Genomic DNA, 23,932 nt, shown 5'->3' with positions numbered 1-23,932 from the left:
AACGATCTGCGTCTTGCCAGATCGCGATTTCTCATTAGGTCCGTTCCTTCCATCAGCTTGGAACCTCTCCTTTTCCTTATCCCAGCTCAGGGCAAGCTTATAATCTGCTCAAGAGAGATACGCCAAAGTGAGGCGCTTCACAGTGAGGAGACGATGCAGGCCGCTCGATGTGAATCGAGTCAAACCGTAGAAGGGCCCCACCTCTCGTTCAGTCCGTAGTGATGATGCCCTTCAGAAGGTCGGGGACCGCGTCCGTTTCAAACAGACGAGCCTCCCCCCCCACAACCAAGTGGGTTTGGTAGCTTGGCCTTTCCAATGATCCGAGGGTGGAGATCGAAATTTTCGCGTCTGATGCCCCGAAATTCAAAAAGGAATTTCCCAGTTCCCGGTCAGCGATTCTCATGAACAAGGCGGAGCGCTCCGATCCCAACGTCTCCTGAATCTGCTTCAGGAGTTGCTCTTTTCGTCGCTTCCCTTCTTCGGGAAACGAGTTGATGACAAATCGCGTTTCCTTATCCCCCGACTCAACCAAATGAATGTTTTCCAACTGCAAGGCCTGTAGATCCTGCAAAGCAGCATGAAGAGCCTCATCCAACGTTATCCGGTCGGGGGCGGTGATTGAAAGAAAATCGCAGATCGAATCATTCAACGCATAACCCCCGGACAAGGGCTGAATCGGACGATTCTTGAACAGAGCGTCCAACAACTCGTCCGTGGCAGGTGCGGGCTTTGTGGCGGAAGCACCCGGCCTCGATACAGTTCCACCACTCCGAGGCCTTGAAGATCCGGGAGCACTTTCCGATGCGGCTGAAGGGAAGGAAGAGGACTGCTGAAATTGCGGAACCAAAGGCGCTCCATTCACCGCATATCCGCTCTTTGGACCAACAAGGTGGTAGGTCATCAGGCAACCGGCTACAAAGCCTCCTGCAACGAGCGCCAGTGACACGAACGAAGGTTTCATGGTTTCTTCTCCAGATACCGTCCATTGAGCCATCCGGATTCGATATCCTTGAGGTCCGCTGCGGTCACTGAAGATCCATCGGCTTTGTAGAGCCGCAAGGCTTCACTCTTCACCAGAATCTTGAATTCAAGTTCCGACAATGGCGGTAAATCAGGTTGGGTTCTCTCCAGGAATTCCAAGAGCCTCGAAACGGGAATTTCACCCGAATCGGCAGAAACCGCAATGAGATCGGGCTTCTGCCGGGGATCTATCACGGTGATTTTCGAAGAATGAATCAACGGGGTATACCATCCTCCATCGATCATGGGGTTGTTCGTAAGGATTTCTCCCGCCTTGTTGCGGATCTTGATGTAAGCCCCGGTGGGCACCCCAAAGCCTTCGATAGGGCTTAGAGGCGAATCAGCCGTCCGCTTGAAAAAAGAGGAGGATTGTGCCGGGATCGAGACTCTGAAAGTTCCAGCTTGGGAAATGCCAAGAGTCATTCCTCCATTTTTCCCTTCAAAAACAGCACCCGAAGAACGTCCGCCCACTCCCGGGTTTCCTACAGGGGTCTGCAAGGCTTGGGAAGTTGACGAGGAAGAGCCATCCGTTTTGGAACTATTGACAGAAGAGGATGCCAAAGTATCCACCGATCTGACGACGGATGAAGCCGCGTCTGAACGAGGTGAGAGAACCTCATTCCCATTTGGCTTATTCCCGCCCTTCCTCAAGTTCCAAATCAAACCTCCGACCACCCCAATCGCCAGAATCGAGAAAATCAAGGTGGATGCTACGGATGGCTTCATTCTGATCATTTTTCGTAATACTTGAGTGAAGCTCCGGTCGTCCATCCGGCAGCTGGTGTGGTCGTGACGGGAGCGGGAGTCACCCCCCCTTTGCCTGTCACTTCCTGAACCGACGCATCGACCCATTTGGTGACCTTGACGCTGTGTTCATTGCCATTATATACACCGATGTAAGGGCTTTTGCTCGCCTTAATATCCGCCTCGGCGACAAGAACCCATTTGTCTCCAGTCAGGATTCCGGCCACATCCGGATTGTCGATCCAGTAGCCCGAACCTCCGAACACATACCCGTGGCAGTTGTAGTTCGCCTGGGGCTTCGTGGCGCTTTCGAGATTCTGATACAATGTCGCGGTGTACGAGTGGTCATCGGTTTTGACCGTCCAGATCTTGGTATTCCAAGAGAGGCCGCTGGCATGGCTGACGACCTGCGTCGTGCCGGTGTCGACCTTGGTCGCCATATCCAGAAGTCCCGTCGGGTCCATGGAAGAAGTCGGGCAGGAGGCGTAGGCGTAGGTGTTGCCGCCATCCGGATATCCCAAGGGATCAGGGCCACTCCAACGGCAAAGATCCGATCTGAAATTCCGGAACGGAAACACAACCGCACCCAAATCGGCATCAAAGGGTTTTCCGGTAAAACGCTGCCCAACGCCGGTGATTCCTTTTCCAAATGAGGATTCCGCTTCGAAAGACGTTCCGAGGTAATCACTGAGAAGAGGCTGCTGGGCATCCGATGCCAGAGCCGGAATCCCTCCGGATATATGATCTTCATTGGAAAACACGACCGAACCTCGCATCAGCAGGCCATAGCCATCCCACGCCCAGCTCTCCGCTCCTCCGCGCTTCTGCTTCCCGATCAGCATTCCCGCAGCGTTGTAATAGAATTCAGTCGATTCATCCCCTTCCGAGATTTTCACGACTTTGTCCAACATGCCGTATGTGTACTCGCGGAAAAGGCTGCCATTTCTCAATTCCCTGACAACAAGGCCTGCGGCATTGTATTCAAAGGTGGTGACACCGGAGTCCTCCGTCCGTGAGACGATTTTGTTGGAGCGATCGTATTCCAGTCTGGCCTCCGATCGTCCGTTCGAAATGGAGACAAGATTTCCCGAACCATCGCGTTCATAACGTTCCACGGTCGGAGCTGCCAGAACCGTCCCCATAGATCCTGTCATGATCGCCAAGGCCAACAGAGCTGATGAAGCGTAATCAAATTGCATCGATTTCATAGGTTCGAGAAAAATCAGTCTTTTTAATTCATATCAAACTCAATAACATCTCATGTTGGAACCATGATGAATGACAAGATAAATCTCACCTGAGCTCGCTTTTTCGAGACGGGGATAGTGACGTCCTCCCCGAAAATGGGACGGCTGGAAACCTGGGGATTTCCTGTTATGACGGCCCTCCAAATCCTCCAAAGAATGGGGGCAGCAGGACTCAGGATCTCCCGATCTCGCTTCGTTGGCCCTCTGCTCTGGCGAACTCCCCAGATGACATGCGACCGAGGCTCCCGCAGAGATAAATCTCGTCGCAATCCTTTAATAGCAAGTGATTTCCGCCTGCACATCTTGATTCAGTGGTCCAACTCACGCCTGTAGAATTCCGAGCCTCTCCCCACGGTAATCGAGCGCGGTTTCCAAAAAGGAGACGAAACCGGCCAAGACGTCCAATACCTCTCCATCCGCTGCCAATCCTCTCACGAAACATCTATCACACCCGGTAGGGCTCGAACCTACGACCTATCCCTTCCCAACCTCGGCTCCAATCAGGGACTTTGGGTGCAGGACCAGCGATCGCGACTCAAAAAATGCGATTGCCGAAATGACCTGTCATTGCCCTACCGACACGTCCAAAAAATCCTGAAACGCCTCAACTAATTGGCGGTCAAGTGGGCCCGGTGGGGTTCGAACCCACGACCAAAGGATTATGAGTCCCCTGCTCTAACCGCTGAGCTACAGGCCCAAAACTTGCTGAAAATCAGTAACAATGAGCGGCGAAACTTGACCCAAAGACGAGCCATTATACACTGCTTTTATACGAAGGCTTGGCAAAGCCCTTCCACCGCCATGAAGCCGAAGCCCAAGACTTGGACGCCCACCAAAGTGCAGCAGCTCTACCGTCATTCGTCGGGCACGTTCTATGCGCGTATGAAAGTCGGTGGCAAGCCCACATGGCGCAGCCTCAAAACCGATCTCCTCTCCGTGGCCAAGGCGGAGTTGGAAAAGGCCCTCAACAGCGAAACCGCCCGCGAGGAGATGCACGGCAACGAATTGGTCTCTCCTCGCATGACCATTGGCGAAGCTAAGACCATTCGGCTGAAAGAGATAGAGAACGACGCGAGCCTCAAGTCAGGCACCCGACACTACTGGAGGCAGGTTGCCACCTCCCTATCGCGGTCGTGGCCCGGCATGGACGACATGGAGGCACGCAAGATCACTCCCGCGATGTGTCAGGATTGGGCTGGCAGATTTGCGAAGTCCACGTCAGCCACCCGCTACAACAACGCCGTCTCCTTACTTCGCCAGTTTTTCGAAGTAAGCATGAAGCACGGGGCTCGAGCCACCAATCCCGCCCTGCAGGTGAAGCGGTTGAAGCCGAGATCCAAGGATCTGGCTTCAAAGCTCCCGACCAAAGAGCTCTTTGCGAAGTGGATCGGAGCAATTCGCGGTGCTGGAGGTCGCTTCTCCCAAGATGCCGGAGACTTTGTCGAAGGCCTAGCCTATACGGGCGTCCGTAAAGGCGAGGCGGCCTGCATCAGCCTTGCCGATATTGACGAAGTCCGCGAGGAGATCATTGTCCGCGGCGATCCGGATGAAGGCACCAAGAACAGCCAGATCCGGCGTGTCCCCATCAACGCGGCAATGAAAGAACTCATTGCCAAGATCAAGGCACGCCGCGGAGCCGAGGAGCTCAAAGCTCCTCTCTTCCGGGTGAACGAAGCCCAGAAGTCGATGGACCACGCAGCGAAGAAGGTCGGAATGAAGCGTATTACCCATCACGACCTTCGCCATTACTTCGCCACAATCTGCATTGAGTCAGGTGTGGATGTTCCAACCGTGTCGAAGTGGCTTGGGCATTTGGATGGCGGGGCGCTCGCAATGAAAACTTACGGCCACCTCCGCAACGAACATAGTCGAGCTGCCGCCAAGAAGGTGTCGTTCGCCGCCTAGGCGGACCGAGAACCCTTCTTCTTTGCAGTCGGCTGAGTCGTCTTTGCATTGCCGCCAATACCCTTGGCCCGTCCCATCTTGTTCCGACGGCTCTCCACCCATGCAGACCAATCGACTGCACCTTTAGCCAGAGGCCTCCCTTGCTTCCGCGCCAATTTTTCGGGCACGGCCTTCTTAGCCGCGCTCCTCTTGCCCAGGTAGCGCTTCCCTTCCGACTCGATCCTCGCCGCTTCCGACGCTGGGATCATCATTCGGCCATAGTCGCTGATACCATTGATCTTCCCCGCATACAATAAGCGGTAGGTCCAAGTCTTCTCCCGCCCAAATAAGGCAGCAAATTCAGCCGGTGTGAACGCCCGTTTCTCTGTCACCGGGATGCATCTAACGGCCAACGGCTCCCACGAGAAGCGAACTCAACCGCTCATCAGGCTTTTTACCGCCCTGAGTAGTGGTCCACGGCGCCTGCCACGGACAAAGGTCTAGGCCCTCGCAGGCGGCATCCGTGAAGCGCCAGCGGAGACCTAATTGGCTGCGTAGTGACCGAAGATCGATGCCCCGATAGCCGGAGTTGCCGCCTCCCCTCCCTTTCACATTCCCCATCCCCAGTCCCATCTCAATCCAAGCCGCCGATCTGACGCCTCTATCCGCCAACATGCTCGACATCCGATTCTCCCAATCTCCCGACGGCTTCCGCTTCGAACGCTGGCATCTACATGCCAACGGGGCGACCGTTGCATCGGCAATAGGACCTAATTCCACCCTCGCGGGAGGGGCAAGAATCCGCGAAGGAAAAGCCTGGAAGGTAGTGCTGCTTTGCACCTTGCGCTTGAAGCTCGGAGCCTCGGCCGGCGATTTGCTGCTAGGCCACGAACCACACGCCATGACTCTTGCGAGAAGCACGGCGTCACAGCTATACAAACGAGACGCTGTGCCTTGGGTGGTCGCGTTCTTCGGCGATGGCAGCAACTGTAGCACTTCGATTGCGAGACTGATTCGATTCGACAATCCCCAGTCCGAGAATCGATTTGCAGGAATCCACGCTTCATCCGAAACCTATCGGGTGACCCCTGCCGAGGTCTCGGTCTGGATTGGACAGTATGAGGCAGGCTTCATCGAACTATCGGGCATCGAAAGAACCTTGGCCGAGGAATTGCAGATTTCGCCTTGGCAATGCCGCGAAACAGTTTTTGTCGGCCGCGAGGATGAACTAACCTTGCTGGAAGAACAGGAAACCAGCGGCAACGGCCTATTCCAGGTAGTGGCCCCGGGCGGCCAAGGTAAGACAAGTCTTATACGACGCTGGAACGGAACGCGCCCAATCTTCTTTTGGCCCTTCTACAGGCAAGGTGTGAATGGCCATCACCATCTCCCCTTGTGGCCCTTCCGTCGGGCCTTGGACGAGTTCCTAGGATTGGAAACCAACGACGGAGCGTCTCGAGGGGAGATCGTAGCGCGATGGATAGAGGCGATCACGAATCGTCCCTGCCGGATCGTCTTGGATGGCTGCGAGGTGATGACAGCCCGGACGACCAACGTCAGTGGAGGAAGACTAGCCTATCCGGAACTCGAAGCACTTATTCGGGACTTTCCCGATATCGCAGGAGCCGGAATCGTTCTCACTACTCGAGTTCCGATTGAAGTCCCAACTCGCGCCATCCCGACAATCCATCTCCAGCCAATGAAGCCGGAGTGGATTGCCGGAATCTTTGATGCCTACGGGATTCACCTCTCAGGCAGCTTGAGGAGGAAAGCCATCGAGATGGCAGAAGGGTCCCCGTTACTTGCCCACTTGCTATCTACGCTCGCGGGCAGGGAGGCGGACCCTGTGCTCGGAATGTTGTCGGTTCTGAATATTCTGACCAATGACCGTCGAAACGCGGTTCGCCTTCATTCGAGTGATGCAGGAGCACATTCTGGCATCCTGGCTCGCGCGTTCTCCCGCCACGAAACCATGCTGGCAGGAACCCCGGAACTTGCCCTCCTAAGCTTCTGTAGCGCTTTCCAACGTGATCCCGATCCGGAGGCACTCAAAATACTTCTAGATAGCTTGCCAGAGCTACGCATGGGCCTCCCTCCAGTGTCCCGTGAACGCTGGCTGTTGGCAGCAGACAAACTCAACCAACTGAAACTGGCACAGGGCGAAGGTCTCAATTTGACCTTACATCCGTTAGTCCAAAACTACTTCTCGAACTCGCTTCGAGAACAGAAGCCCAAGCTCTGGTCCGACATAAACCGGATTCTCTACGATCACTACAAGGACTCCGTTCTCGAATTTCAGCCTCGCGACATGCCGTCCCTGCTTAGATTGCTCGACGCAGTGGTCCACGGCTGCCAAATGGGCGACCCGTTGCTGGCTTACAATGAAGTCGCCTACGAACGATTTGCGCACCGCTACGAGATCTATCCGCTCTGCCACCTCGGAGCCGTTCACGAAATGGTAGCAGGAATGAACGCCATCGAAGCGGCCACACGACAGATAAAGGCCACATCTGACCCCAAGTGGTTCTGTGGATTCGCAAATGTAAACGCCATCAGCCAGATCGCTGCAGGCAACTATTCAGGAGCACTGGCCCAGCTCGACCGCTGCATCAATCTTGGCTACACGGCGGCCCAAAAGTCCAATGATGCCGAGTTTGTTGGAGTGGTGCTCTTTGCGCTTGTTCACAAGCTTCGCGTCTTCGGCTGGATTGGGAATCTCCGAAGCAATGGATTGGGCACGTTGAGACGGCTGAGGCTGCTGGCGAAGGCGAAGAATGGCATTTTGGACAAACAAGCAGAGACGGACTCCGATCTCCGTCTAGGGGAAGCGCAAGACTACTCGGTCGCACATATTTGCGAGTTCCTGTTGGGAAAAGGTCTTCAGCACATCGCCACACAAGAACTTGAAGCTACCGTGGCCAAGGCACGAGAACGCACCTCTCGCGAGGTCACGCTCTTGCCCGGACTGGCCGCACGTGCACACGGAGAGTACCTTGCCGCAACCAAACCGTCGTCGATCCTGCTGGAGGCCGTGGAGCGAGGCGAGGCGGCTTACGACGCAAGGAGGCATGAGTTTGGAAACACAGAATCCTACCTCCACGGCCTCGCCTTGTTGACGTCAGCATTCCAAACGACTCACGCAAAGCAACGCTCACGACTTGCGAGGGTGGCGAAACATAAACTGGACGAGGCCGTTACAATTGCCAGCGACAGGGCTCAGTTTCACTTCGAGGCACCAGCGCGCCTAGTTCGAGCAGAATGGGCGATCGGCTCGGGAGACGAGGGGCAGGCACTCGAAGACATTCGCTCGGTGCAATCACGAGCAGCAGTGTTGGGATGGCTTCCCCATCAGATAAGGGCGGAACTTCTGATGGCGCGTCTCCATCTCCGAACGGGAGACTCCGCTCTAGCAGAACAACTTCGTCGGTCTGCACGCCGCCGCTCCTACTTGTGCGGATTTCATCACCCTTGGGCGAAAGCTCATTTCGGGCGACTGGGACCGAAACACCTGAAGGACCTCGCGGCGATCGACTTGGAATAGACCTTTCCATGAACGAAGTGCTGCCACAAGCCACCCTCCTCTTCGAGCAGCACTCACAAGATTGCTCGCGTCGGCACCATGACAATGTGACCGCCCTACGTTTAGGCTGAGGAAATGCTTAGAATTATCCAGAGTACCAACGCCGCCAGCGCCGCCCACTACTATACGGAAGGACTGAAGCGCGAGGATTACTACAGCCTGGGCCACGAGGTCGAAGGCAGATGGCATGGCCTTGCCTTGGAAAAACTGGGGCTTGCGTCGGGCAACACAGAAACCGCGAAACAATTTACGGCGCTACTTCACAACCGCCATCCACTGACTGACAAGAAACTCACGCCACGGATGAACGCCGGGGAGAACCGGACGCCTGGCTGGGATTTCGTGTTCAGCCTGCCGAAGAGTTGTTCTTTGCTCCTCGCCGTCACCGGCGACGAAGAACTCAAAAGAGCATTCCGGGAAAGTGTGGCCGAAACCATGGCCGAAATTGAGAAGCAGGTAGCAACGCGTGTTCGTATTGGCCGCAGGCAGGAGGACCGCGCAACAGGCAACTTCGCATGGTGCGAATTCCTCCACACGACCACAAGGCCGCTTGAAGACGGCCTGCCGGATCCACATTTCCACATCCATGCCTACGTCTTCAATCTCACCCACGATTTGGTGGAGGACCGCTTCAAGGCGGCAAAGATTCGGGAAATCAAGGACAACGGCTTCTTCTACGAGGCTCTCTACGACTCAATCCTAACCCAAAAGCTGGAGAAGATCGGCTATCCTGTTGAAAGGACGGCGAAAGGCTGGGAATTGGCCTGGTTAAATGACCCATCACTACTGAAGAAGTTCTCCCGAAGAACCGACGAAATCGAGAAGCTAGCGAAGCAGCTTGGGATCACTGATCCGAAGGAGAAGGACAAGCTTGGCGCCAAAACCCGGAACCGGAAGAAGAACGGCCTGAGTGAGTCCGATCTCGTAGAGGCGTGGAAGTCCCGCATGAACGGAGCTGAACAGGCTGCGCTCGATCAGGCATATCGTCGCCAACTCCGACCACCATCGGCACCACGAACAACAGTCGGTGAAGCACTCGATTTCGCTGAGGCCAAGTTGTTCCAGCGGGAAAGCGTCGTCGACCGGAATCGTATCCTCGCCTCAGCTCTGAAATTCGGTGTCGGCAGCGTCACGCTCGCGGATATCGAAGCCGAGATGAAGCGGAGGGGATTCATCGAACGCGAAATTGGCGGCGAACCAAAGGTGACCACCATTCCCCGGGTTGTTGAGGAGGCCCTGATGATCCAGCGCGTTCGGGATGGACGCGGCAAGCTCGCACCGATTCACAAAGGACGTCTAAGTTTCTCCCGGGATTTCCTTTCCAAGGAACAGCGCGAGGCGGTTCGCCACATTTTGAAATCCCATGACCAGGTCATAGCGCTACGCGGGAAGGCGGGGAGTGGAAAGACGACCCTTCTATCCGAGGTTCGTGAACAAGTTGAGAAATCCGGTCGGCGCCTCTTCGCATTTGCGCCATCGGCACAGGCCTCACGAGGAGTGCTCCGCGACGAAGGCTTCAAGGGAGCGGAAACCGTGGCCCGATTGCTTGTGGACAAGCAGCTCCAGCTCGCTACCCGGGGTCACGTGATCCTAATCGACGAGGCGGGTACAATCGGAATTCCCGACCTGGCAAGGATCATGGAGATCGCTGGTCAATCCACACGGGTGATCCTCTCTGGCGATACAGGGCAGCACGCGCCGGTCGCCCGCGGTGACTCGATGCGGCTATTGGAAACCTATGCCGGCTTGCCAGTCGCTACGGTACGCCAGATCCGCCGACAGGAATCCGAAGGCTACCGCAAGGCTGTGGAGGCCATGGCAGACAAGGATCTGAAGACCGCCTTTGCCCGCTTAGACGAGATTGGCGCAATAACGGAGGTTCCAGATGCAGAAATCCGCTATCAACGGCTTGCCCGAGACTACGCTCAATGCATCCTTGAAACAGGGATAGCCCCCCTGCTGGTCTCACCAACCCATGCAGAGGCGCGCGCTGCGGTGAAAGCCATCCGCGTTCATCTGTCGGAAATCGGGAAGCTTGGTCCTGAACAGCGGTTCCGCCAGTACCGTGAATTGAAATGGGAGGACGCCGAGAAAGGCCGTGCCGAAAATTACGAACCCGGTCAGATGGTTCAGTTCCACCAGAATGTGGCAGGGATCAAGCGTGGTGCCATTCTTCCGGTACTTGGAGTCGATCCGGCAAAGACCGTCTGGGCACAGGCCCCGAATGGGAAACGTGTGGCACTTGATCTAGCGAAGGCGGACCGATTTCGCGTCTATGAGATTGGCGAGGTTCAATTCGCCCCAGGCGATCCCCTGAAAATTACCAATGGTGGAAGAGATCTGAACGGACGGCGGCTGGAGAACGGAAAACTCTCTACAGTCAAAGGCATTGGAAAGGATGGGCGTATCACGCTGGCCAACGGGCTCGTCCTGAGTCCGGATTTCGGCCACGTCGCTCACGGCTACGACACGTCCCACAGTTCGCAGGGCAAAACCTCGCGTGAGGTTTTCGTAGCACAATCGGCCATGTCTTTCCGCGCCGGCAGTAGCGAGCAGTTCTATGTATCCATCAGCCGCGGCAAAGAGCGCTTGCGCATCTACACCGACGATCGAACGGGCCTGCAATTGGCAGTCGGCAACTCCGCGCGTCGACTTTCCGCTTTGGAATTCACCGGACTTGGAGAGGAAATATTTATGAAAGGCAGCCTCAAGGGAGTGGAGTGGACCAAACGGATCGCCGCCAATCGGGAGCATCGGAAACAGAAGTTCGCCAGCCACGCCCAAAAGGTGATGGCCGATCGGAACATCGATCCGAAGCAGGCAATTTCGTCCTTCGTCGACTACATTGAAATGCGTCGGGCGAACGTTTCGCCTGACGGCAAGAACCGGGCTAAGGGCCATCCCGACTCACGGAAGTCCAAGGGGCGCGGCAAAAAAGGCATACCCGACCCGCGCCGAAACGAGAAAGCCGAGAAGCAGCCTGAGCAACCTGCGGAACTCTCGAAGAAACCGGACCCAAAAGAACCCGAGAAGAAGCGAACTTCACCACGCGAGGACAAGCCCAAAAAGCCAGAGGGAAAAAGGGCCAACCGTGGAATCAAGAATAGCGAGCTCCAAGACACGGCGAAAGAAATGAAGGCCAGCGACAAGCACCTCAAGGAGGTCGTCGAACGCACACAGCGCGGTCGCGATGCGGCGAAGCGCGGCAGCCAGCGAGAGATCGATTTCAGCAAAACAAAGGCCTCCGTGGGCAAGCTGTCCGGAAACAAGAAGACCCGTGAAGAGCAGATCAAGCAGCAGATCACTCAGAAGCCGCCATCTCCCAAGCCCCCTACCCCTACTCCGCCCATCCGCAGGGGTAGATGATGAGACACACCTCCCGTATGAGCGACACGATTGATTCAATACTCGACGCACACCGGAAGAATCCGGATGAGCCGCCTGCCGGATTCTATCAGTTGATCCGCGTAGACGGCTCGGAACATTTCCTAGAAATCCGCTTCCGTGACGGCATCAAGACGGCATTTGCCTACGACAAACTCTCATGGTTCAACTATAGCCCGGAGACCAGCGCCCTTGATCTGAATTTCATGGGAACTACCGTGAGCGTCGAAGGCCGTGGCCTGGATGACCTTTTCCAAGCTCTCAAAGGCAAGCGGGTTTCCTGGGTCAAAGAGGCTGACACCGAGCTTCAGGACAACGATGCGAATTCCTGTTTCATCAAGGAGATCTGGATTACGCCACCGGATGACTCAGGCGGAGAGGAGGAAGTCCAATGAAGTGGTGGCCGATCATCACCAGGTGGCCCAAGTGGGCCATTGCAGGAGGTATTGTCGTCATCAGCAGTCTGGTGTTCGCCCTTTGGTGGCTAAACCGGGGCAGTGGTAACGCAGCCACCAAGCCAGTTGCAGAAGCCAACACCCCATCCGCATTCGAAATTGAAGATGCAGTCCTTTGCGGAAACGCCCTCGTGAACTATCGGACTGGAGAACTCATCGCAAAGGAATGGCTGGAGGGTGCCGGCGACAATCCGCCTAACATCACAAAGGTCTTGCCTGAACAGCGACTTGTGATCGTTTCCGGCTACAACGGAATGGTCGGGGCATTCGGGTTTGACGGCAAGGCCAAGCCCATCCTCAAGGCAGACAAAAAGCCGACAGGGTCAGCGGGGTTTAACCAGACCTATTCGGAGGTGGTGTATGTCCGAGACGGCGACCTTTGGCATGGCAGCGTCAACTGGAGCGAGGGCAACGTGGACACTCCCCGCAAAGTAACTGACGTGGGCTACTTTCGACCGGAGACATTCCGGGGCCGCTGGCTCTGGCACGAAGGCGATCTCCTCGTTCCTGTTCTCGGCAAAACGCTCCAAGTCGGCCTGTCGTCCGGCTCAGTAAAGGAGGTTCCAGTGAACCTCGGCCAACTAGAACAAGGGATGAGCCCGCTCGGTACCTTTGCCGTGGTTCCGGTGGGTGGCCGCGAACTTGGGGTAGTCGATCTCCTAAACGGAGAGACCACGAAGTTCAACGTCGGCCAGCGCATCCGCAAGTTCCTGTGGCTGACGCCCACCAAGGTGGTGCTCCACATTGGCAACAACCAGATCGCGCAATACGACCACTCCACCAAGAGTCTCGTTGGACCCCAACAATCCGATGATGGCATTCGCGACATTGCAGCACCGTCACCCGATGGAAATTGCTTCCTCGTAATTGGCGGCCAGGGAATTGCGGTCCTAGATCTCAACGAGAAGAAAGACTTTGGACTGAAGCTCCAATTCAACGAAGTGCAATGGATCTCCGATCAAGAGCTGCTTTGTTCATGCAATGAGGTGGACACCGATCACCGCGGCGTCTGGCTGGTAACAAAAGCTGGGGAGATGAATCGCGTCTCCAATCTCCCGATGGACTCCGGCAGAGCCGGCGGCCCCCGCTCTTCCCCTGTAGCCCGTACACGCGATGGGGCCCTATTCGTTTCCGGGGGGAATCTTTGGAGCTTCAACATCGAATCGAAGTCAGTGATGCAGCTCACCCAGACCGGCACCTTGCAACCCCAGGTTAGATTGTTGGCCAAATAGGGTAGCCATCGAGGGCACTAGGTGGGCATCACGGCCGTTAATTCGGAAGCTGCTCTACAACCATCCGGCCGCGCCGGGTGCTACCGACGAAAGCTCATGTTCTTGAGGATCTCCGCGTTGCTTTGCATAACGCGATTCTGGTCGTTCGTAAGCGTCTGCTTCACGTTGTCAATCAGGGTTGCGGGAACGCCGTCCGCTACCGCTTCGGAGATGATTGCGGTCATCCGGGCGTCCGACTGGAGCATTGACGAATAGTTGGCGTCGATACCGGCACCAGTCACCTCCCCCATCCTCTGTCTGAGTTGACGGGTGAGCTTCCACATTTCCGCTTTGAGCTCCTTCTCAGCATCGAGGAACCTGCCCATATCCTTTTCAGGAACGATCCCATCTTCGCATCCAATCTTCTTGGCCGCCTCTTTAGCAATGACCTCCCCCTCGACCACCTGGTCACTAAACCCGTAGCTGTCGCCAATTCCGAATGCCTTCCCGATCCTGTTCAGAAATCCGGATCTGAACGTGGCCACATCCGTCCCCCGAGACGAAGTGGCCCGTCCAAACTCCTGCTCTCCAATGGTCGTGCCTTGGCAAAGCCAATCGAAGAAGCTGCTGAAAAGGGTCAGCAAACCCGTGTGCTGCGAATTGTCCATACTGCCATCATAATCCAAGATTGTTACAGATTTATGACAGCGACGAAGTATTTTAGACTGCTCCGATCAGCCGACGGAGGTAGTCAGTTGTAGGCAGGTTCAAGCTTCGATTGATCGCGTGTTCCTGGAGGGAAAGTTGCCTGCCTCGCACAAACAAGGGATTCATCACCTGGTAGAATGCAGCATTGGCCGAGTGTTGGGACCAAGCCTTGACGCTCCATCGTGCCAAGGCTTCACCCACCGTGCTGCCGAAAGCGCGCTTAAGCTTCGAACTGACAGTGTTCTCTCCGTCGTTAGCCACCGCAGTCCCCAGTTCGCCACCTACCCAAGCTGCCGGCTCCTCTAACTCCATGCCGCTTTCATAAGCTGCTTTGGCCGCAGCGTTCGCTCGCGCAAGACAGATTGGAAAATCCCGAGTCCACTCCGCAGCTTCCCGGATGTGCCCAGAAACCGGAGGACTGACGCCATCCAAAGGTATGGCACCCGTTCTCCGAGAGATCAGCGCGACGACTTCAGGCGAATTGCCGGTGCGGTTCGAGAAAGGGCTGTAGTGAATATACTGCTGCCATGCTCTCTGCGAAGAATCGCGCGGTGCCGGAGCAACCGGCACACAACCCGCGATACAGCCGATGGCACTTCCGCCGAGCGTGCGAATGAAATAGCGCTTGTCCATCTTGTATGTGGATTCGGGCAATGGGAAGCAGCTCAACGGACTCCTGCCTCCTTCTTTAATTCCTCTTCTCGCCTCTTCTCTTCTCGCTGTTTCGCCTCAATGCTCTTCTGCTGGGCAGTCTGCGCGGCCTGATAGGCAGCAACCGCCGATGCTGCTGCGGCCGTGTCTTTATGACGGCCCTTGACCTGAGAGCCCGCAATCCAGCCTCCAGCGGCGGCGGCGAAGCTCGGAACGGGCGAATAGAGCATGCTATCGCCTCCGGCACCGCTACAAGCGGTCAAGGCAAGAGCGAGAGAAGCGCATGCGGCAAGAAGCCAAGGCTTGGTCGAAACGGGGTTCATTTCCATTGTGGGAGCGGTTGTATCGGATTCTTTAGTTGAAGGTGCCGTGAACGACACCCTCTACGCTTGCTCAAATGCCGGGTCGCGATCATGGAAAAGTTCATTCCAATTCCAGCGCGGCAAGTGCTCTGAAAATCGAGTCTATCACGGACAGAAGCAATGGATCGCCAACGAAAGCGACTGAGCGGACACACGTGCGGCCCGACGGAATCAACCATCGGGCCGCTTGATGAGCGCGTTCCTTAACTGTAGCCGTCAGTTCGCATCAGCGAACCGCCACTGCTGATCCAGCCCACCGTTGAATTGCCACTGCTGAACGATGCTGCCGTTTGCAAACTGGTTATCGTTCCCGTTCACTTCCAAGCAGCTTCCCGCAGAACTCTCCGGGGTGAATCGGAGCCAATTGCTATCAATCCGGCTGATTCCCCAATGCTGGGCAGTATTGTTGTACCACGCCCATTGCTGGATCTTAGTGCCGTTTGCGGAGCTGCCGCCATCCACATCGAGGGCCTTGGACACTGCATGCGTTGGGCTCAGTCGCAACCAAGCACCGACCGGATTGCTTACCTCCCATTTCTGGTTTGCGCCCCCAACAAATTCCCAGATGTGTGCTTGCGCCCCATCCGCGGTCGAGACTCCCGCAATGTCCAGAGCCTGATACTGTGCATGCCTTGGCATCACGCGATAGGTGCCCGGAACGATTGCGACGAGCTCTGGATACCACTGCTGCTGGTTGCCATCGTTATAGCCCCATTGGTGAACGTCATTCACCCCGTTGGGATCCATATCCAGTACTTTGTCAGCCCCCTTGTGGACCAGGATCACATGAGCAGCCGCGTTCTGTCCCACCCACCATTTCTGGCCATCGCTGGAATTGCCCGTGTATTGGGTGATCTCCGTACCATCGGCATTTCCGTTGCCCGCTACGTCCAACCACTTGTCCGTTCCTTGGTGGTTGAAACTGTAGGAGCCGTCCGCATTGCGCCACGCCACCCAGTTTTGGGAGGCAGTGCCGGAAGCTGTCGCCACTTGGACCGGAAGGTTGTTGGCAGAGCTGTTACCAGGGACGTCCAAGTATTTTCCGTTGAACCGGTTCTTAAGGCGATACACTCCACCGCTGACCAAGGGACGATAGCCTCCTTGGTGGCGAGGTCCAAACGTGATCTGCACATCGGCGTAACGATTCGGGTTCGATCCCCCAACCGCCACGGTCCTGATCGTCAGATCGGCCGCCGAATCATACCATGACTGGTTGACGGCCAGCGGCGCATTGTCACGATTATCGCTAGGATCGTTCATATCTAGCAGGTGAGAGTCGGAAGAGGTCCATGAAGACACCGCCATCACCGCCACGCCGTTGTTGAAATTCACTTGTGGGATCGTTTCACCGCGGATCGAGATCCAGTAATTATACTCGTAATCACGTCCAAGCTTCAGCGCTAGAGTCCTATTCTCAGACGTGGCACCATCATCCTGATAGACACGATACGTCCCACTACGGGTAATCGTCTGCACCGACGAATCTGGAAGCCAGCCGCATAGGTTCTTATAGTAGGCATTGTAGCTGTTGAATTCGCTGGTTCCCCAAGCATTTCCCATTGGGTCGTTCGCGTCGCCGTATTCCCTGTGTACGCGGCTAGGTGAAATGGGGTTGCCATCGGTGCTAGTCCACGCATTCGCGTGCTTAAGGCTGAACAGGTGCCCATACTCGTGAATGAAGAGCTGGACGCTGAAATTACCATTGCAATAGATGGCACCGTTTCCGCCCCAACCGGGAGCAAATCCGGGGAGGCTATAGCCATCATGGGCGACTATAAAGAAGGAGTAGTCTGCTAGGTTGAAGCCCGCAGCAGCGGCCGCAGCTTTCGAGTCCTCCTTCCATCGGCTGAATTGGTATCCACCCGTTGTGTAGTACGCAGAGTTCTGCGGGAGGTCCAATACTGGAGTGACATCGGCGCGATTGATCCAGCTCTTGTTATACGATATACGTCGGATTCGTGCATTCAAGCCGTCGCCCGCACGGTTCATGACGTCATCGAAAAATGCCGGCGTCTGGGCCGCGGGGAACGGCTTGTCAGTCGGCTGCACGCGCATGATCAGGATGTTCCTTCCGCCCAAGGTCAGGCTCGTGGGTGCCTTGCCCATATAGCCTGTAGATCCAGAGGCATTACTGTCACCCAATGCGAGGATCCCAGATCCGTCCGTTACGCCCTTCCTGTAGACCGTCTTCAGGTCGTGGTTTGCCAAAGCCTCCTTCGTGTTGCCAGAGTTCCTTTCCTTGGCTTCAATCACACTCTCCACGTTCGTCACGTGCGCGGGCTCGCAAGTACCAAAGAGGTCTGTGCCTACCTGGAATATCGTCTTCTCGTCTCCGGCCACAGTTCCCACGCCAGGTTTTGCCACTGTTTCCTCAGAAACCGGGCAAAACTCGTTTACAATCCGGGCCTCGAGCTTCTCGCCTGGCTCCAAGGTCCGCAGCGGGCTATCAAGCACCGCGAGTTTTTTGTCGATCGCCACGCCATGAAGGGAGGCGCCGTTTATGTACTGCGTCGAGGTGCGCTTTCCGTAGCGGAAGGCGTCATAGCTCTGCCCGCCGATATCCGCGAGATCGAAAACGGGCGCTCCGCCGCTTCCGTCCATTGCGGGCGTGGTATAGATTGAATAGAGGTCTCCATAGCCGCTCACCCGCTCCTCCAACAGAGACTCCACCGCTTCAGGAAGCTGCTCGCGAGTCGCCAATGGCACAGCATCCGCCAAAACGCGACGTGGGTCGGTCGAGATCACACTCGCCAGGAATTCACGTCTTGCTGAAGCAAGTTTCACCCCCTCATCCTCCAGCTCTGAGCGGCTGGAAGCGGGTGCCGATAGATACTTATTCGCCCATTGCGCGAAGTGGGCCACCGCGGGCTCGGGATCGGCCTTCCAACCGGAGGCGATAAGTTCGCGCTCAGGAGCCATGGCCGGGACTGGAGGTCCTTGAGGATCCCCGCCAGAAACGCTCACAGCGGTGCTTCCAAGTCGCACCAGCCTTTCAAGTTCGCGTGCTTCCGATGTGTCGGAAGGTGAAGATCGCTCCCGTTTGGCGGGAGCGGACGTGTTGCCCCTCTCCGTCACAACGGACGTATTGGACAACGTATTCAGGAACAAAGCGGTGCCAGCCAGCCCCAGCAATGCCGTCGCAATGACCAGCCTCCTAGAACGGAAGCGTCCGCGCCTACTCACTTCATATGGTTTTTTCATTTATCTTCACCTAGGTGGTTTTGGAAAGGACCACTCGCTCCTAAACGAGACTGGAGGAATAGCCCAAGAGCATGACGCTAGGCCCAGGTCCAATTGCGTCGCCACTACTCACAGCGGTAAAACTCTGGGATCACCGCCCACCAGCCCCCATCCGATCGAGGTTCTGTGACAGTCCTGCCGAGAACCTCTCCATCACGAAATCCATCGCGAGGAAGGCCACCGCTCAGCAACTGGCCGGAAATGCAAGCCGTCCAAGGCTCTTCCTGAAGCTCTACCTCAATGCACTCTATTGATCATCCCTACGCGGGAAATATCGTGGCCCCATCTCTGAAGCGTCGAAACTAGAGTAGTTCCGGCCATCAGCCTCGCACATCAGCCGGCGGAGGCTCTCCATCAACGCCTCCTTGTCGCCCATTCCAAGGTGGTGCAAATCAAAAGGAGGCTGCGGGTAGAGGCCAAGGATCTCGGTAAACATCGCCTCGCTGATCTGGCCCTGATGTGCAGGGTGGATGATCAACGTTCGATCGGACGAACGGCAAAAGTGGAAATTGAGAACCAAAGCACCACCCTTATCCAGCGCATAGGCAGGAACTGCTCGTTCTACCGCGGCTCCTGCCAGCGGCTCCCAGTTCTGGGGCATCGAACAGGCTACAAAGCAGACCTTCGGACCAAGCGGATAGTAGAGGACTGAGTCAGGATCCTCCAGGAACCCCGTGGTGTAGACCGGATTATCCGTGCGCACGAAGTAGTCATCCTCGTGAGCGACCAGCAGCATCCAATCTCTCCCCGTAACCATGTGAAGATCCAGGCAATGCTCACAACCAACTCGGTCGCAGGCGGGACGATCCGAAAGCGACAATGCTTCTCTAGCAAATTCCTCGTAGCGGATGAAGGACGGCGTCCTTACAAACTGAGACCGCAGAAATTGCGCCCATAGCCTCCTCTGCCCGGCATCTAGGCTACCGAGTGTTAGAAGACGTCCGAAGATCTCTCCAATCTTGGTTTCCAGCTCCCGGTCTAGAGCTTCCTCAACCGCCTTCGGGTAGAGGTTCTTCACCCTTCCCCACTGTGCCTTGCCCTTGCGCGCACTACTCACCCCACCCACATGGATGTTCCTTTCGTAGGCAAGGAAGTGGTTTGTTTCGTCGCACCACGCCTTGTTGGCAACGATCGGAGAGTAGTGATTGTTTTCCTTCTGGCCCACGCTTTTGCTCCTAGCCGAACTTCCGGGCCGGACAAGCCAAATGCCGATATTCACGTTCCTAGCGACTGCCTACCTTTTACCGTTGTGAGTAGTGGCGAAGGTCGTAGCGATGCGATATTTCTTAAAAGCAAGTTTGGCCCAATGACAGGCAACCGGGGGACTCATCGATCCAAGGGGTCGCGTTAGAACTAAGCTGCCAGTGGTCCAAACTTGCGGGTCTTCCAGATCGGGGCTTTGGGTTTTGCCCCGACTGGAGCGCATATTGGGTTACGCCGTCCGGCGAAAGCCGGGCGGCGTTCTCGCGTTTACATCCCGCGTCCTTGACCCCACCTAATGCCGGCGTTGGATTCGAAGCGAGGCCTCTCCTTCACTCTACTGCACCACGATTGTCGAAATTCTCTACCCATAGGCTGCCATCTATTCTCAGGACACCAAACTCGAGCCAAGAGGGACGCGAACTCACATCGGTGTAGAATGGTCGGCTGAAACAGAAAACGCCTGGGTTGCTCTGGCAGTAATTCTCGATGCTTCGGTACCGCCGCCCATCGTCGGTCCATCCGCGGTTGAGCCTCCTGCATTGAACGAAGACGTTGAACTCCGCCCTATCGACTGCACCTCCAATCGAATGTGCCATGAAGTGTCCCTTGTCGAATCCCTTCCCAAAACACTTCTCAGTAGGACCAACCCACCCTTTAAGGCGTGAATCGTCCCCTGCCCTTGAACTCGACGCAGGCTCGGAGCGCCCAAACGCTGCAACAAGCCTAGATTCGGAAACCGAGTCGTCTTCGATTCGTCCGCTTGCCACCAGTGCACCGTGATCCTCGTAGATGTATTGGAACTCTCCGGAGGAAAGCCGGTAGAGCTCCACCTCCCTGCCAGTATTCTCCTCATAGACCTCGACCCAGAATGGTGGCAGCTCCTTCAAAAGGAACGCTGCACGCTCCTCCACAGGAAGGTCGTCGATGGTTCGCTGAACCGCTGTGTAGTTCAGCAGCCACGGTTTCCGGATCTCGTCGGCATGCATCCTATACGAGTTCTCCCCGCCGGCCCGCCCCGACGCAAGATCCGACCGTATCCGTTGTTCCCGCTTGAGGCTTCACCGGATCCCCCCACCCCAATCCCTGGAGCTCCCATGGCTACCGGTAGCGGTAAAATTCAGCCCACTCACCATAGACTTCCCACCGTGTCGCATCTGTAACTTTTACTTCTCTGCAAGAAGAAGCTGGAGTTCCGCAACTCGGTGCCTTAGTACGACTCCTGACGTTGTTAGCCGATCTTTGAGAATCGAGCTGCCCCATCTTGTTTCCTCCCTAACCGCACGCGAAAATGAAAGTAAGGGTCTACCACAATGGCGACGATGTATTCATTGCTTGGAAGCCGGACGGCTTCATCGAGGATTGCCGCGGATTTGCATTGATGCGGCGAAGGAACGGCATCGAGGAGGTCGTCAGCACTTGGGTTGGCTTTGAGGGCCAGGCTCACAAAGACGGTGAGCGGAGGTCATCCACCAACTGGCCGATTCAGAAGTACCAGTGGACCGACTATATGGCCAGTCCCGGCGACAAGCTTGCCTACCGGGTCCTTCCGATGATCGGACCCAACAAGGAATCCCTTCGCATCGATTCATCCAACGCGAGTGAGTGGACAGAGGAAATCGAGCTGACCCGCGAGTTTGCCCCTGGCATTGAAGCATATTTCAACCGCGGAATTGTAGCAGCCCAATGGGTTTCCCGGCGCCTGGGAATCACCGATACAGATCTCAAGGCTACGAAGCTATCCAAGATAATCTCCACTCCTAACGACAAGTTCCGCGAATATCTTTTCGGTCCCCTTGGAGCCCGCCTGTTCCAAGTTCTAGACGAAGCCGCCAATGACGGGCGCGACGTCTACGCGGCGCTCTACGAACTCGACGACGAGCAGTTGGAGGCAGCTCTTGAGAATCTCGGTGAGCGCGCGCACGTCGTCCTTGCCAACGGCAGCGTCAAACAAAAGGGCGGCGATCAGAACGCCCCTGCCCGCGAGCGTCTCACCGGCAAGATCGACCTCTATGATCGAATTCTGAAACCCGGAGTCTTGGGGCACAACAAATTCCTCGTCATCACCGATAACTCTGGAAAGCCGCGCTGGGTTTGGACCGGAAGCCAGAACTGGACCAAGACGGGCCTCTGCACGCAGGCGAATAACTCACTGCTCATTGATAACCCCGCGCTGGCCAAGGAATATTTCCAGCAGTGGGAGAGATTGCGGGATGCAGGCGGAGAAACTCCAGAAGAGCTCAAAGAAAGCAACAGTACCGTCCGCTCGAAGAAGATCGGCAAGACCCCGCTCAATTTGTGGTTCACCCCGACAATTGGCCAGGTCGACTTGGAAGAGGCCCGCGACATCATCGTCAATGCCAAGCAGGCGATTCTCTTTCTAATGTTCAATCCGGGTCCGAAAGATACCCTTCTCAACAAGATCATCGAGACCGCCCGCAAAGGCGCCGTCGGCAACCGCCTCTACATCCGCGGCGCGATCAATCAGGACCCGAGCACAACCACAAATCCGGTGACGCTCTTCGATTCGGAGAACCAACAGAAGTCCGATTTCGAGGTCGTCCTACCGGCAGCAGTGGACAAGGCAACCAACTGGTTCCGTCGTGAGCTGAAGAAGCTTCCTCAGGCCTTCGCAATGGTCCACAGCAAGGTAGTCATCGTGGATCCTTTCGGGAAGAACCCATACATCTTCACCGGCTCGCACAACCTCGGCCCAAAGGCCAGTGGCACCAATGACGAGAACCTCCTCGTCATCCGCGGCGCTCCCGGCCTGGCGGCTGCCTACGCGGCCAACATCATGGCGATCTACAATCAATACCGCTGGCGCTTTCGGAGTTCGATCCAGCCCCCAGGCAAACGCTGGGATGGTTTGAAGGACAACGATCAGTGGCAGAAGGGCTACCTGAAAGAGGGCAGCACCGCCTTGCGCGAGATAAACTTCTGGATCGGGGGATAATTCTCACCCGATCTCTTGGAGTTCTTTCAGCTCCACCGAGGTGATCTGTCCTGCATCGGAGGCGGCTACTCTCTCAGCCTCCGATGCCAGCATCGCTGCGGCATCGATAAGCCCGAGTATCTTGCACTTCAGCTCGGCCGAAGCAGTGCGCCCGATGCACCGAACTAGCCCCAGAGCCTCCAAGGGCAACGGCTCTCGACTCAGCCCGCACAATTCATCGGTAGAGCATCCGAACCTTGCAGCGAGTATCACCAGCATGTGAGACGGCAAACGATTTGTGCCAGTCTCGTACTTTTGCAACTGCTGGTATGAGACCCCAAGCGTCCCGGCCAGCTTTTCCAGGGACCACCCCATCGCAAGCCGCCGCTCTCGGATGTTCCTTCCAATTCTCCTATAAATCTCTTCCGCCAAAGAACCCCCAACCTCAATTGAACAAACAGGACCTCATACTACACGCCAAGCTTGTACACTTCAACGGTCAATCAACCTGAGGTTCCATCTTGTTACACTTTGCAAGAGAAGTGTAACACGCAATCCACACTGTAAGCAGCTCAGCAGAAACGATCAGCGCCATGTCCTACAAACGAGGGTTCGTTCCTCGTCTCCCACTACGTCGAGGTAGATGGCTGTGGTTGTAGAGTAGGAATGTCCCATATACCGCTGGATAAGATGAAGTGGCAGTTTGGCGAGTGCCGCTCGCACGCCAAATCCATGCCGAAGCCCCTTGGGCATCGCGTGGATGCCACTGATTCCGGCAACCGCCATTACCCTCTTTACGATCCGCCAAGCTGTCATGCGCGAGATCGGCCAAAGGCGCTCTTCGGCCTGGGCACCGAGATCCACCAGTTCCTTTGCAAGACGCTTGGGCACCAAGACTCGTCGGGTGACCTCCTTCCCACGTTTCTTTAAGCATCGGATCAGGATCACAGATTCCCCCACATCCACACAGGTTGGGGTGAGCTGAAGCGCTTCGCTGACACGGCAGCCAAGAAAATAGAGAGACTCACATAGCAGCCGCTCACGCGTGGACAACGCGGCGGCCGCTTTCAAGAATCTCCTGCCTTCCGCTTCTGTTAGGTACTTCCGCTTTCCCGCGGAGTCGTATGCTTTGTGGCTTGAATCGCCCATTCCTCCCCCGTGTTACACTTCTCTTGCAAAGTGTATCATGCGACCAAACCCATTAATAATTCGTTACCGCCTTGGTCATCTGTGACTGATAATCAGGGCGGAGCACATGCCCCCGGAAAGAACGGCTAGGCAGATCATACCGAAACACTTTGAATGAGCGAG

The 23,932-nt window shown here is 56.1% G+C and carries 17 protein-coding genes and 1 tRNA gene; 6 read left to right on the top strand and 12 right to left on the bottom strand.

Translation table 11 applies throughout. The features are described 5' to 3' along the window. Positions 1-208: 208 nt before the first annotated feature. From KBB96_RS05180 to KBB96_RS05165, 4 genes are all read right to left on the bottom strand, one after another. The gene (locus KBB96_RS05180; RefSeq protein WP_211633100.1) at positions 209-961 is read right to left on the bottom strand and encodes a hypothetical protein; all 753 of its coding nucleotides are present in this window, start codon (positions 959-961) and stop codon (positions 209-211) included. After that, on the bottom strand, positions 958-1,746 hold the full coding sequence (locus KBB96_RS05175; protein ID WP_211633097.1) for a hypothetical protein: 789 nt from the start codon (positions 1,744-1,746) through the stop codon (positions 958-960). Before KBB96_RS05175 ends, KBB96_RS05180 begins: the two co-directional genes overlap by 4 nt. 5 nt (positions 1,747-1,751) lie before the next feature. Then, positions 1,752-2,972: an RHS repeat domain-containing protein gene (locus KBB96_RS05170; protein WP_211633094.1), complete on the bottom strand. Its 1,221-nt coding sequence runs from the start codon at positions 2,970-2,972 to the stop codon at positions 1,752-1,754. Between the two features lie 663 nt (positions 2,973-3,635). Next, positions 3,636-3,708, bottom strand: a tRNA-Ile gene (locus KBB96_RS05165). Between the two features lie 104 nt (positions 3,709-3,812). On the opposite strand from KBB96_RS05165, the gene KBB96_RS05160 reads away from it, so the two are divergent. The 5 genes from KBB96_RS05160 (at position 3,813) to KBB96_RS05140 (ending at position 13,546) form a co-directional block, all read left to right on the top strand. Continuing rightward, the gene (locus KBB96_RS05160) at positions 3,813-4,916 is read left to right on the top strand and encodes a tyrosine-type recombinase/integrase (protein WP_211633091.1); all 1,104 of its coding nucleotides are present in this window, start codon (positions 3,813-3,815) and stop codon (positions 4,914-4,916) included. A 652-nt stretch (positions 4,917-5,568) separates the two neighbouring features. Then, positions 5,569-8,436 carry a hypothetical protein gene (locus KBB96_RS05155; protein ID WP_211633088.1) on the top strand — a complete coding sequence of 956 codons (2,868 nt, stop codon included), beginning with the start codon at positions 5,569-5,571 and terminating at the stop codon, positions 8,434-8,436. 114 nt (positions 8,437-8,550) lie between these two features. Next, positions 8,551-11,841 (top strand): MobF family relaxase, encoded by a 3,291-nt coding sequence (gene mobF / locus KBB96_RS05150; protein WP_211633086.1) that lies wholly within the window; start codon positions 8,551-8,553, stop codon positions 11,839-11,841. Between the two features lie 17 nt (positions 11,842-11,858). Next, positions 11,859-12,254, top strand: a complete 396-nt coding sequence (locus KBB96_RS05145; protein ID WP_211633083.1) for a hypothetical protein — start codon at positions 11,859-11,861, stop codon at positions 12,252-12,254. Further along, the gene (locus KBB96_RS05140; RefSeq protein WP_211633081.1) at positions 12,251-13,546 is read left to right on the top strand and encodes a hypothetical protein; all 1,296 of its coding nucleotides are present in this window, start codon (positions 12,251-12,253) and stop codon (positions 13,544-13,546) included. The genes KBB96_RS05145 and KBB96_RS05140 overlap by 4 nt, the downstream gene beginning before the upstream one ends. A gap of 80 nt (positions 13,547-13,626) precedes the next feature. On the opposite strand, the gene KBB96_RS05135 is transcribed toward KBB96_RS05140, so the two are convergent. From KBB96_RS05135 to KBB96_RS05110, 6 genes are all read right to left on the bottom strand, one after another. Continuing rightward, positions 13,627-14,193, bottom strand: coding sequence for a hypothetical protein (locus KBB96_RS05135; RefSeq protein WP_211633078.1), 567 nt, complete (start codon positions 14,191-14,193; stop codon positions 13,627-13,629). Positions 14,194-14,245: 52 nt separating this feature from the next. After that, positions 14,246-14,866: a hypothetical protein gene (locus tag KBB96_RS05130; protein WP_211633075.1), complete on the bottom strand. Its 621-nt coding sequence runs from the start codon at positions 14,864-14,866 to the stop codon at positions 14,246-14,248. A 32-nt stretch (positions 14,867-14,898) separates the two neighbouring features. Beyond that, entirely contained in the window at positions 14,899-15,114 is a 216-nt protein-coding gene (locus KBB96_RS05125; RefSeq protein ID WP_211633073.1) for a hypothetical protein, read from the bottom strand. A 348-nt stretch (positions 15,115-15,462) separates the two neighbouring features. Next, a complete protein-coding gene (locus KBB96_RS05120) occupies positions 15,463-18,165 on the bottom strand; it encodes an RICIN domain-containing protein (RefSeq protein WP_211633072.1) in 2,703 nt (900 codons plus the stop codon). A 568-nt stretch (positions 18,166-18,733) separates the two neighbouring features. Further along, positions 18,734-19,705: a DUF4238 domain-containing protein gene (locus tag KBB96_RS05115; protein WP_211633070.1), complete on the bottom strand. Its 972-nt coding sequence runs from the start codon at positions 19,703-19,705 to the stop codon at positions 18,734-18,736. Positions 19,706-20,018: 313 nt separating this feature from the next. Further along, positions 20,019-20,675: a hypothetical protein gene (locus tag KBB96_RS05110; RefSeq protein WP_211633068.1), complete on the bottom strand. Its 657-nt coding sequence runs from the start codon at positions 20,673-20,675 to the stop codon at positions 20,019-20,021. Between the two features lie 302 nt (positions 20,676-20,977). Here KBB96_RS05110 and KBB96_RS05105 point away from each other — a divergent pair, with 302 nt between their 5' ends. Next, a complete protein-coding gene (locus KBB96_RS05105; RefSeq protein WP_211633066.1) occupies positions 20,978-22,642 on the top strand; it encodes a phospholipase D-like domain-containing protein in 1,665 nt (554 codons plus the stop codon). Positions 22,643-22,645: 3 nt separating this feature from the next. Here KBB96_RS05105 and KBB96_RS05100 read toward each other — a convergent pair whose 3' ends face one another. Both KBB96_RS05100 and KBB96_RS21250 read right to left on the bottom strand, forming a co-directional pair. Further along, entirely contained in the window at positions 22,646-23,053 is a 408-nt protein-coding gene (locus KBB96_RS05100; RefSeq protein ID WP_211633063.1) for a helix-turn-helix domain-containing protein, read from the bottom strand. Between the two features lie 153 nt (positions 23,054-23,206). Then, positions 23,207-23,770 (bottom strand): tyrosine-type recombinase/integrase, encoded by a 564-nt coding sequence (locus tag KBB96_RS21250; RefSeq protein WP_226373646.1) that lies wholly within the window; start codon positions 23,768-23,770, stop codon positions 23,207-23,209. Between the last annotated feature and the right edge of the window lie 162 nt (positions 23,771-23,932).

This window comes from Luteolibacter ambystomatis, from assembly GCF_018137965.1.
Classification (GTDB): domain Bacteria; phylum Verrucomicrobiota; class Verrucomicrobiia; order Verrucomicrobiales; family Akkermansiaceae; genus Luteolibacter; species Luteolibacter ambystomatis.
The sequence above is the reverse complement of the archived record's forward strand: the minus strand, read 5'-3'. Positions and strand labels throughout refer to the sequence as shown.

Excerpts from the sequence above, each read along its gene's own strand:
- KBB96_RS05180 (WP_211633100.1), bottom strand. The coding sequence starts at position 961 with ATGAAACCTTCGTTCGTGTCACTGGCGCTCGTTGCAGGAGGCTTTGTA.
- KBB96_RS05175 (WP_211633097.1), bottom strand. The coding sequence starts at position 1,746 with ATGAAGCCATCCGTAGCATCCACCTTGATTTTCTCGATTCTGGCGATT.
- KBB96_RS05170 (WP_211633094.1), bottom strand. The coding sequence starts at position 2,972 with ATGAAATCGATGCAATTTGATTACGCTTCATCAGCTCTGTTGGCCTTG.
- KBB96_RS05160 (WP_211633091.1), top strand. The coding sequence starts at position 3,813 with ATGAAGCCGAAGCCCAAGACTTGGACGCCCACCAAAGTGCAGCAGCTC.
- KBB96_RS05155 (WP_211633088.1), top strand. The coding sequence starts at position 5,569 with ATGCTCGACATCCGATTCTCCCAATCTCCCGACGGCTTCCGCTTCGAA.
- mobF (WP_211633086.1), top strand. The coding sequence starts at position 8,551 with ATGCTTAGAATTATCCAGAGTACCAACGCCGCCAGCGCCGCCCACTAC.
- KBB96_RS05145 (WP_211633083.1), top strand. The coding sequence starts at position 11,859 with ATGAGCGACACGATTGATTCAATACTCGACGCACACCGGAAGAATCCG.
- KBB96_RS05140 (WP_211633081.1), top strand. The coding sequence starts at position 12,251 with ATGAAGTGGTGGCCGATCATCACCAGGTGGCCCAAGTGGGCCATTGCA.
- KBB96_RS05135 (WP_211633078.1), bottom strand. The coding sequence starts at position 14,193 with ATGGACAATTCGCAGCACACGGGTTTGCTGACCCTTTTCAGCAGCTTC.
- KBB96_RS05130 (WP_211633075.1), bottom strand. The coding sequence starts at position 14,866 with ATGGACAAGCGCTATTTCATTCGCACGCTCGGCGGAAGTGCCATCGGC.
- KBB96_RS05125 (WP_211633073.1), bottom strand. The coding sequence starts at position 15,114 with ATGCTCTATTCGCCCGTTCCGAGCTTCGCCGCCGCCGCTGGAGGCTGG.
- KBB96_RS05120 (WP_211633072.1), bottom strand. The coding sequence starts at position 18,165 with ATGGCTCCTGAGCGCGAACTTATCGCCTCCGGTTGGAAGGCCGATCCC.
- KBB96_RS05110 (WP_211633068.1), bottom strand. The coding sequence starts at position 20,675 with ATGCATGCCGACGAGATCCGGAAACCGTGGCTGCTGAACTACACAGCG.
- KBB96_RS05105 (WP_211633066.1), top strand. The coding sequence starts at position 20,978 with ATGAAAGTAAGGGTCTACCACAATGGCGACGATGTATTCATTGCTTGG.
- KBB96_RS21250 (WP_226373646.1), bottom strand. The coding sequence starts at position 23,770 with ATGGGCGATTCAAGCCACAAAGCATACGACTCCGCGGGAAAGCGGAAG.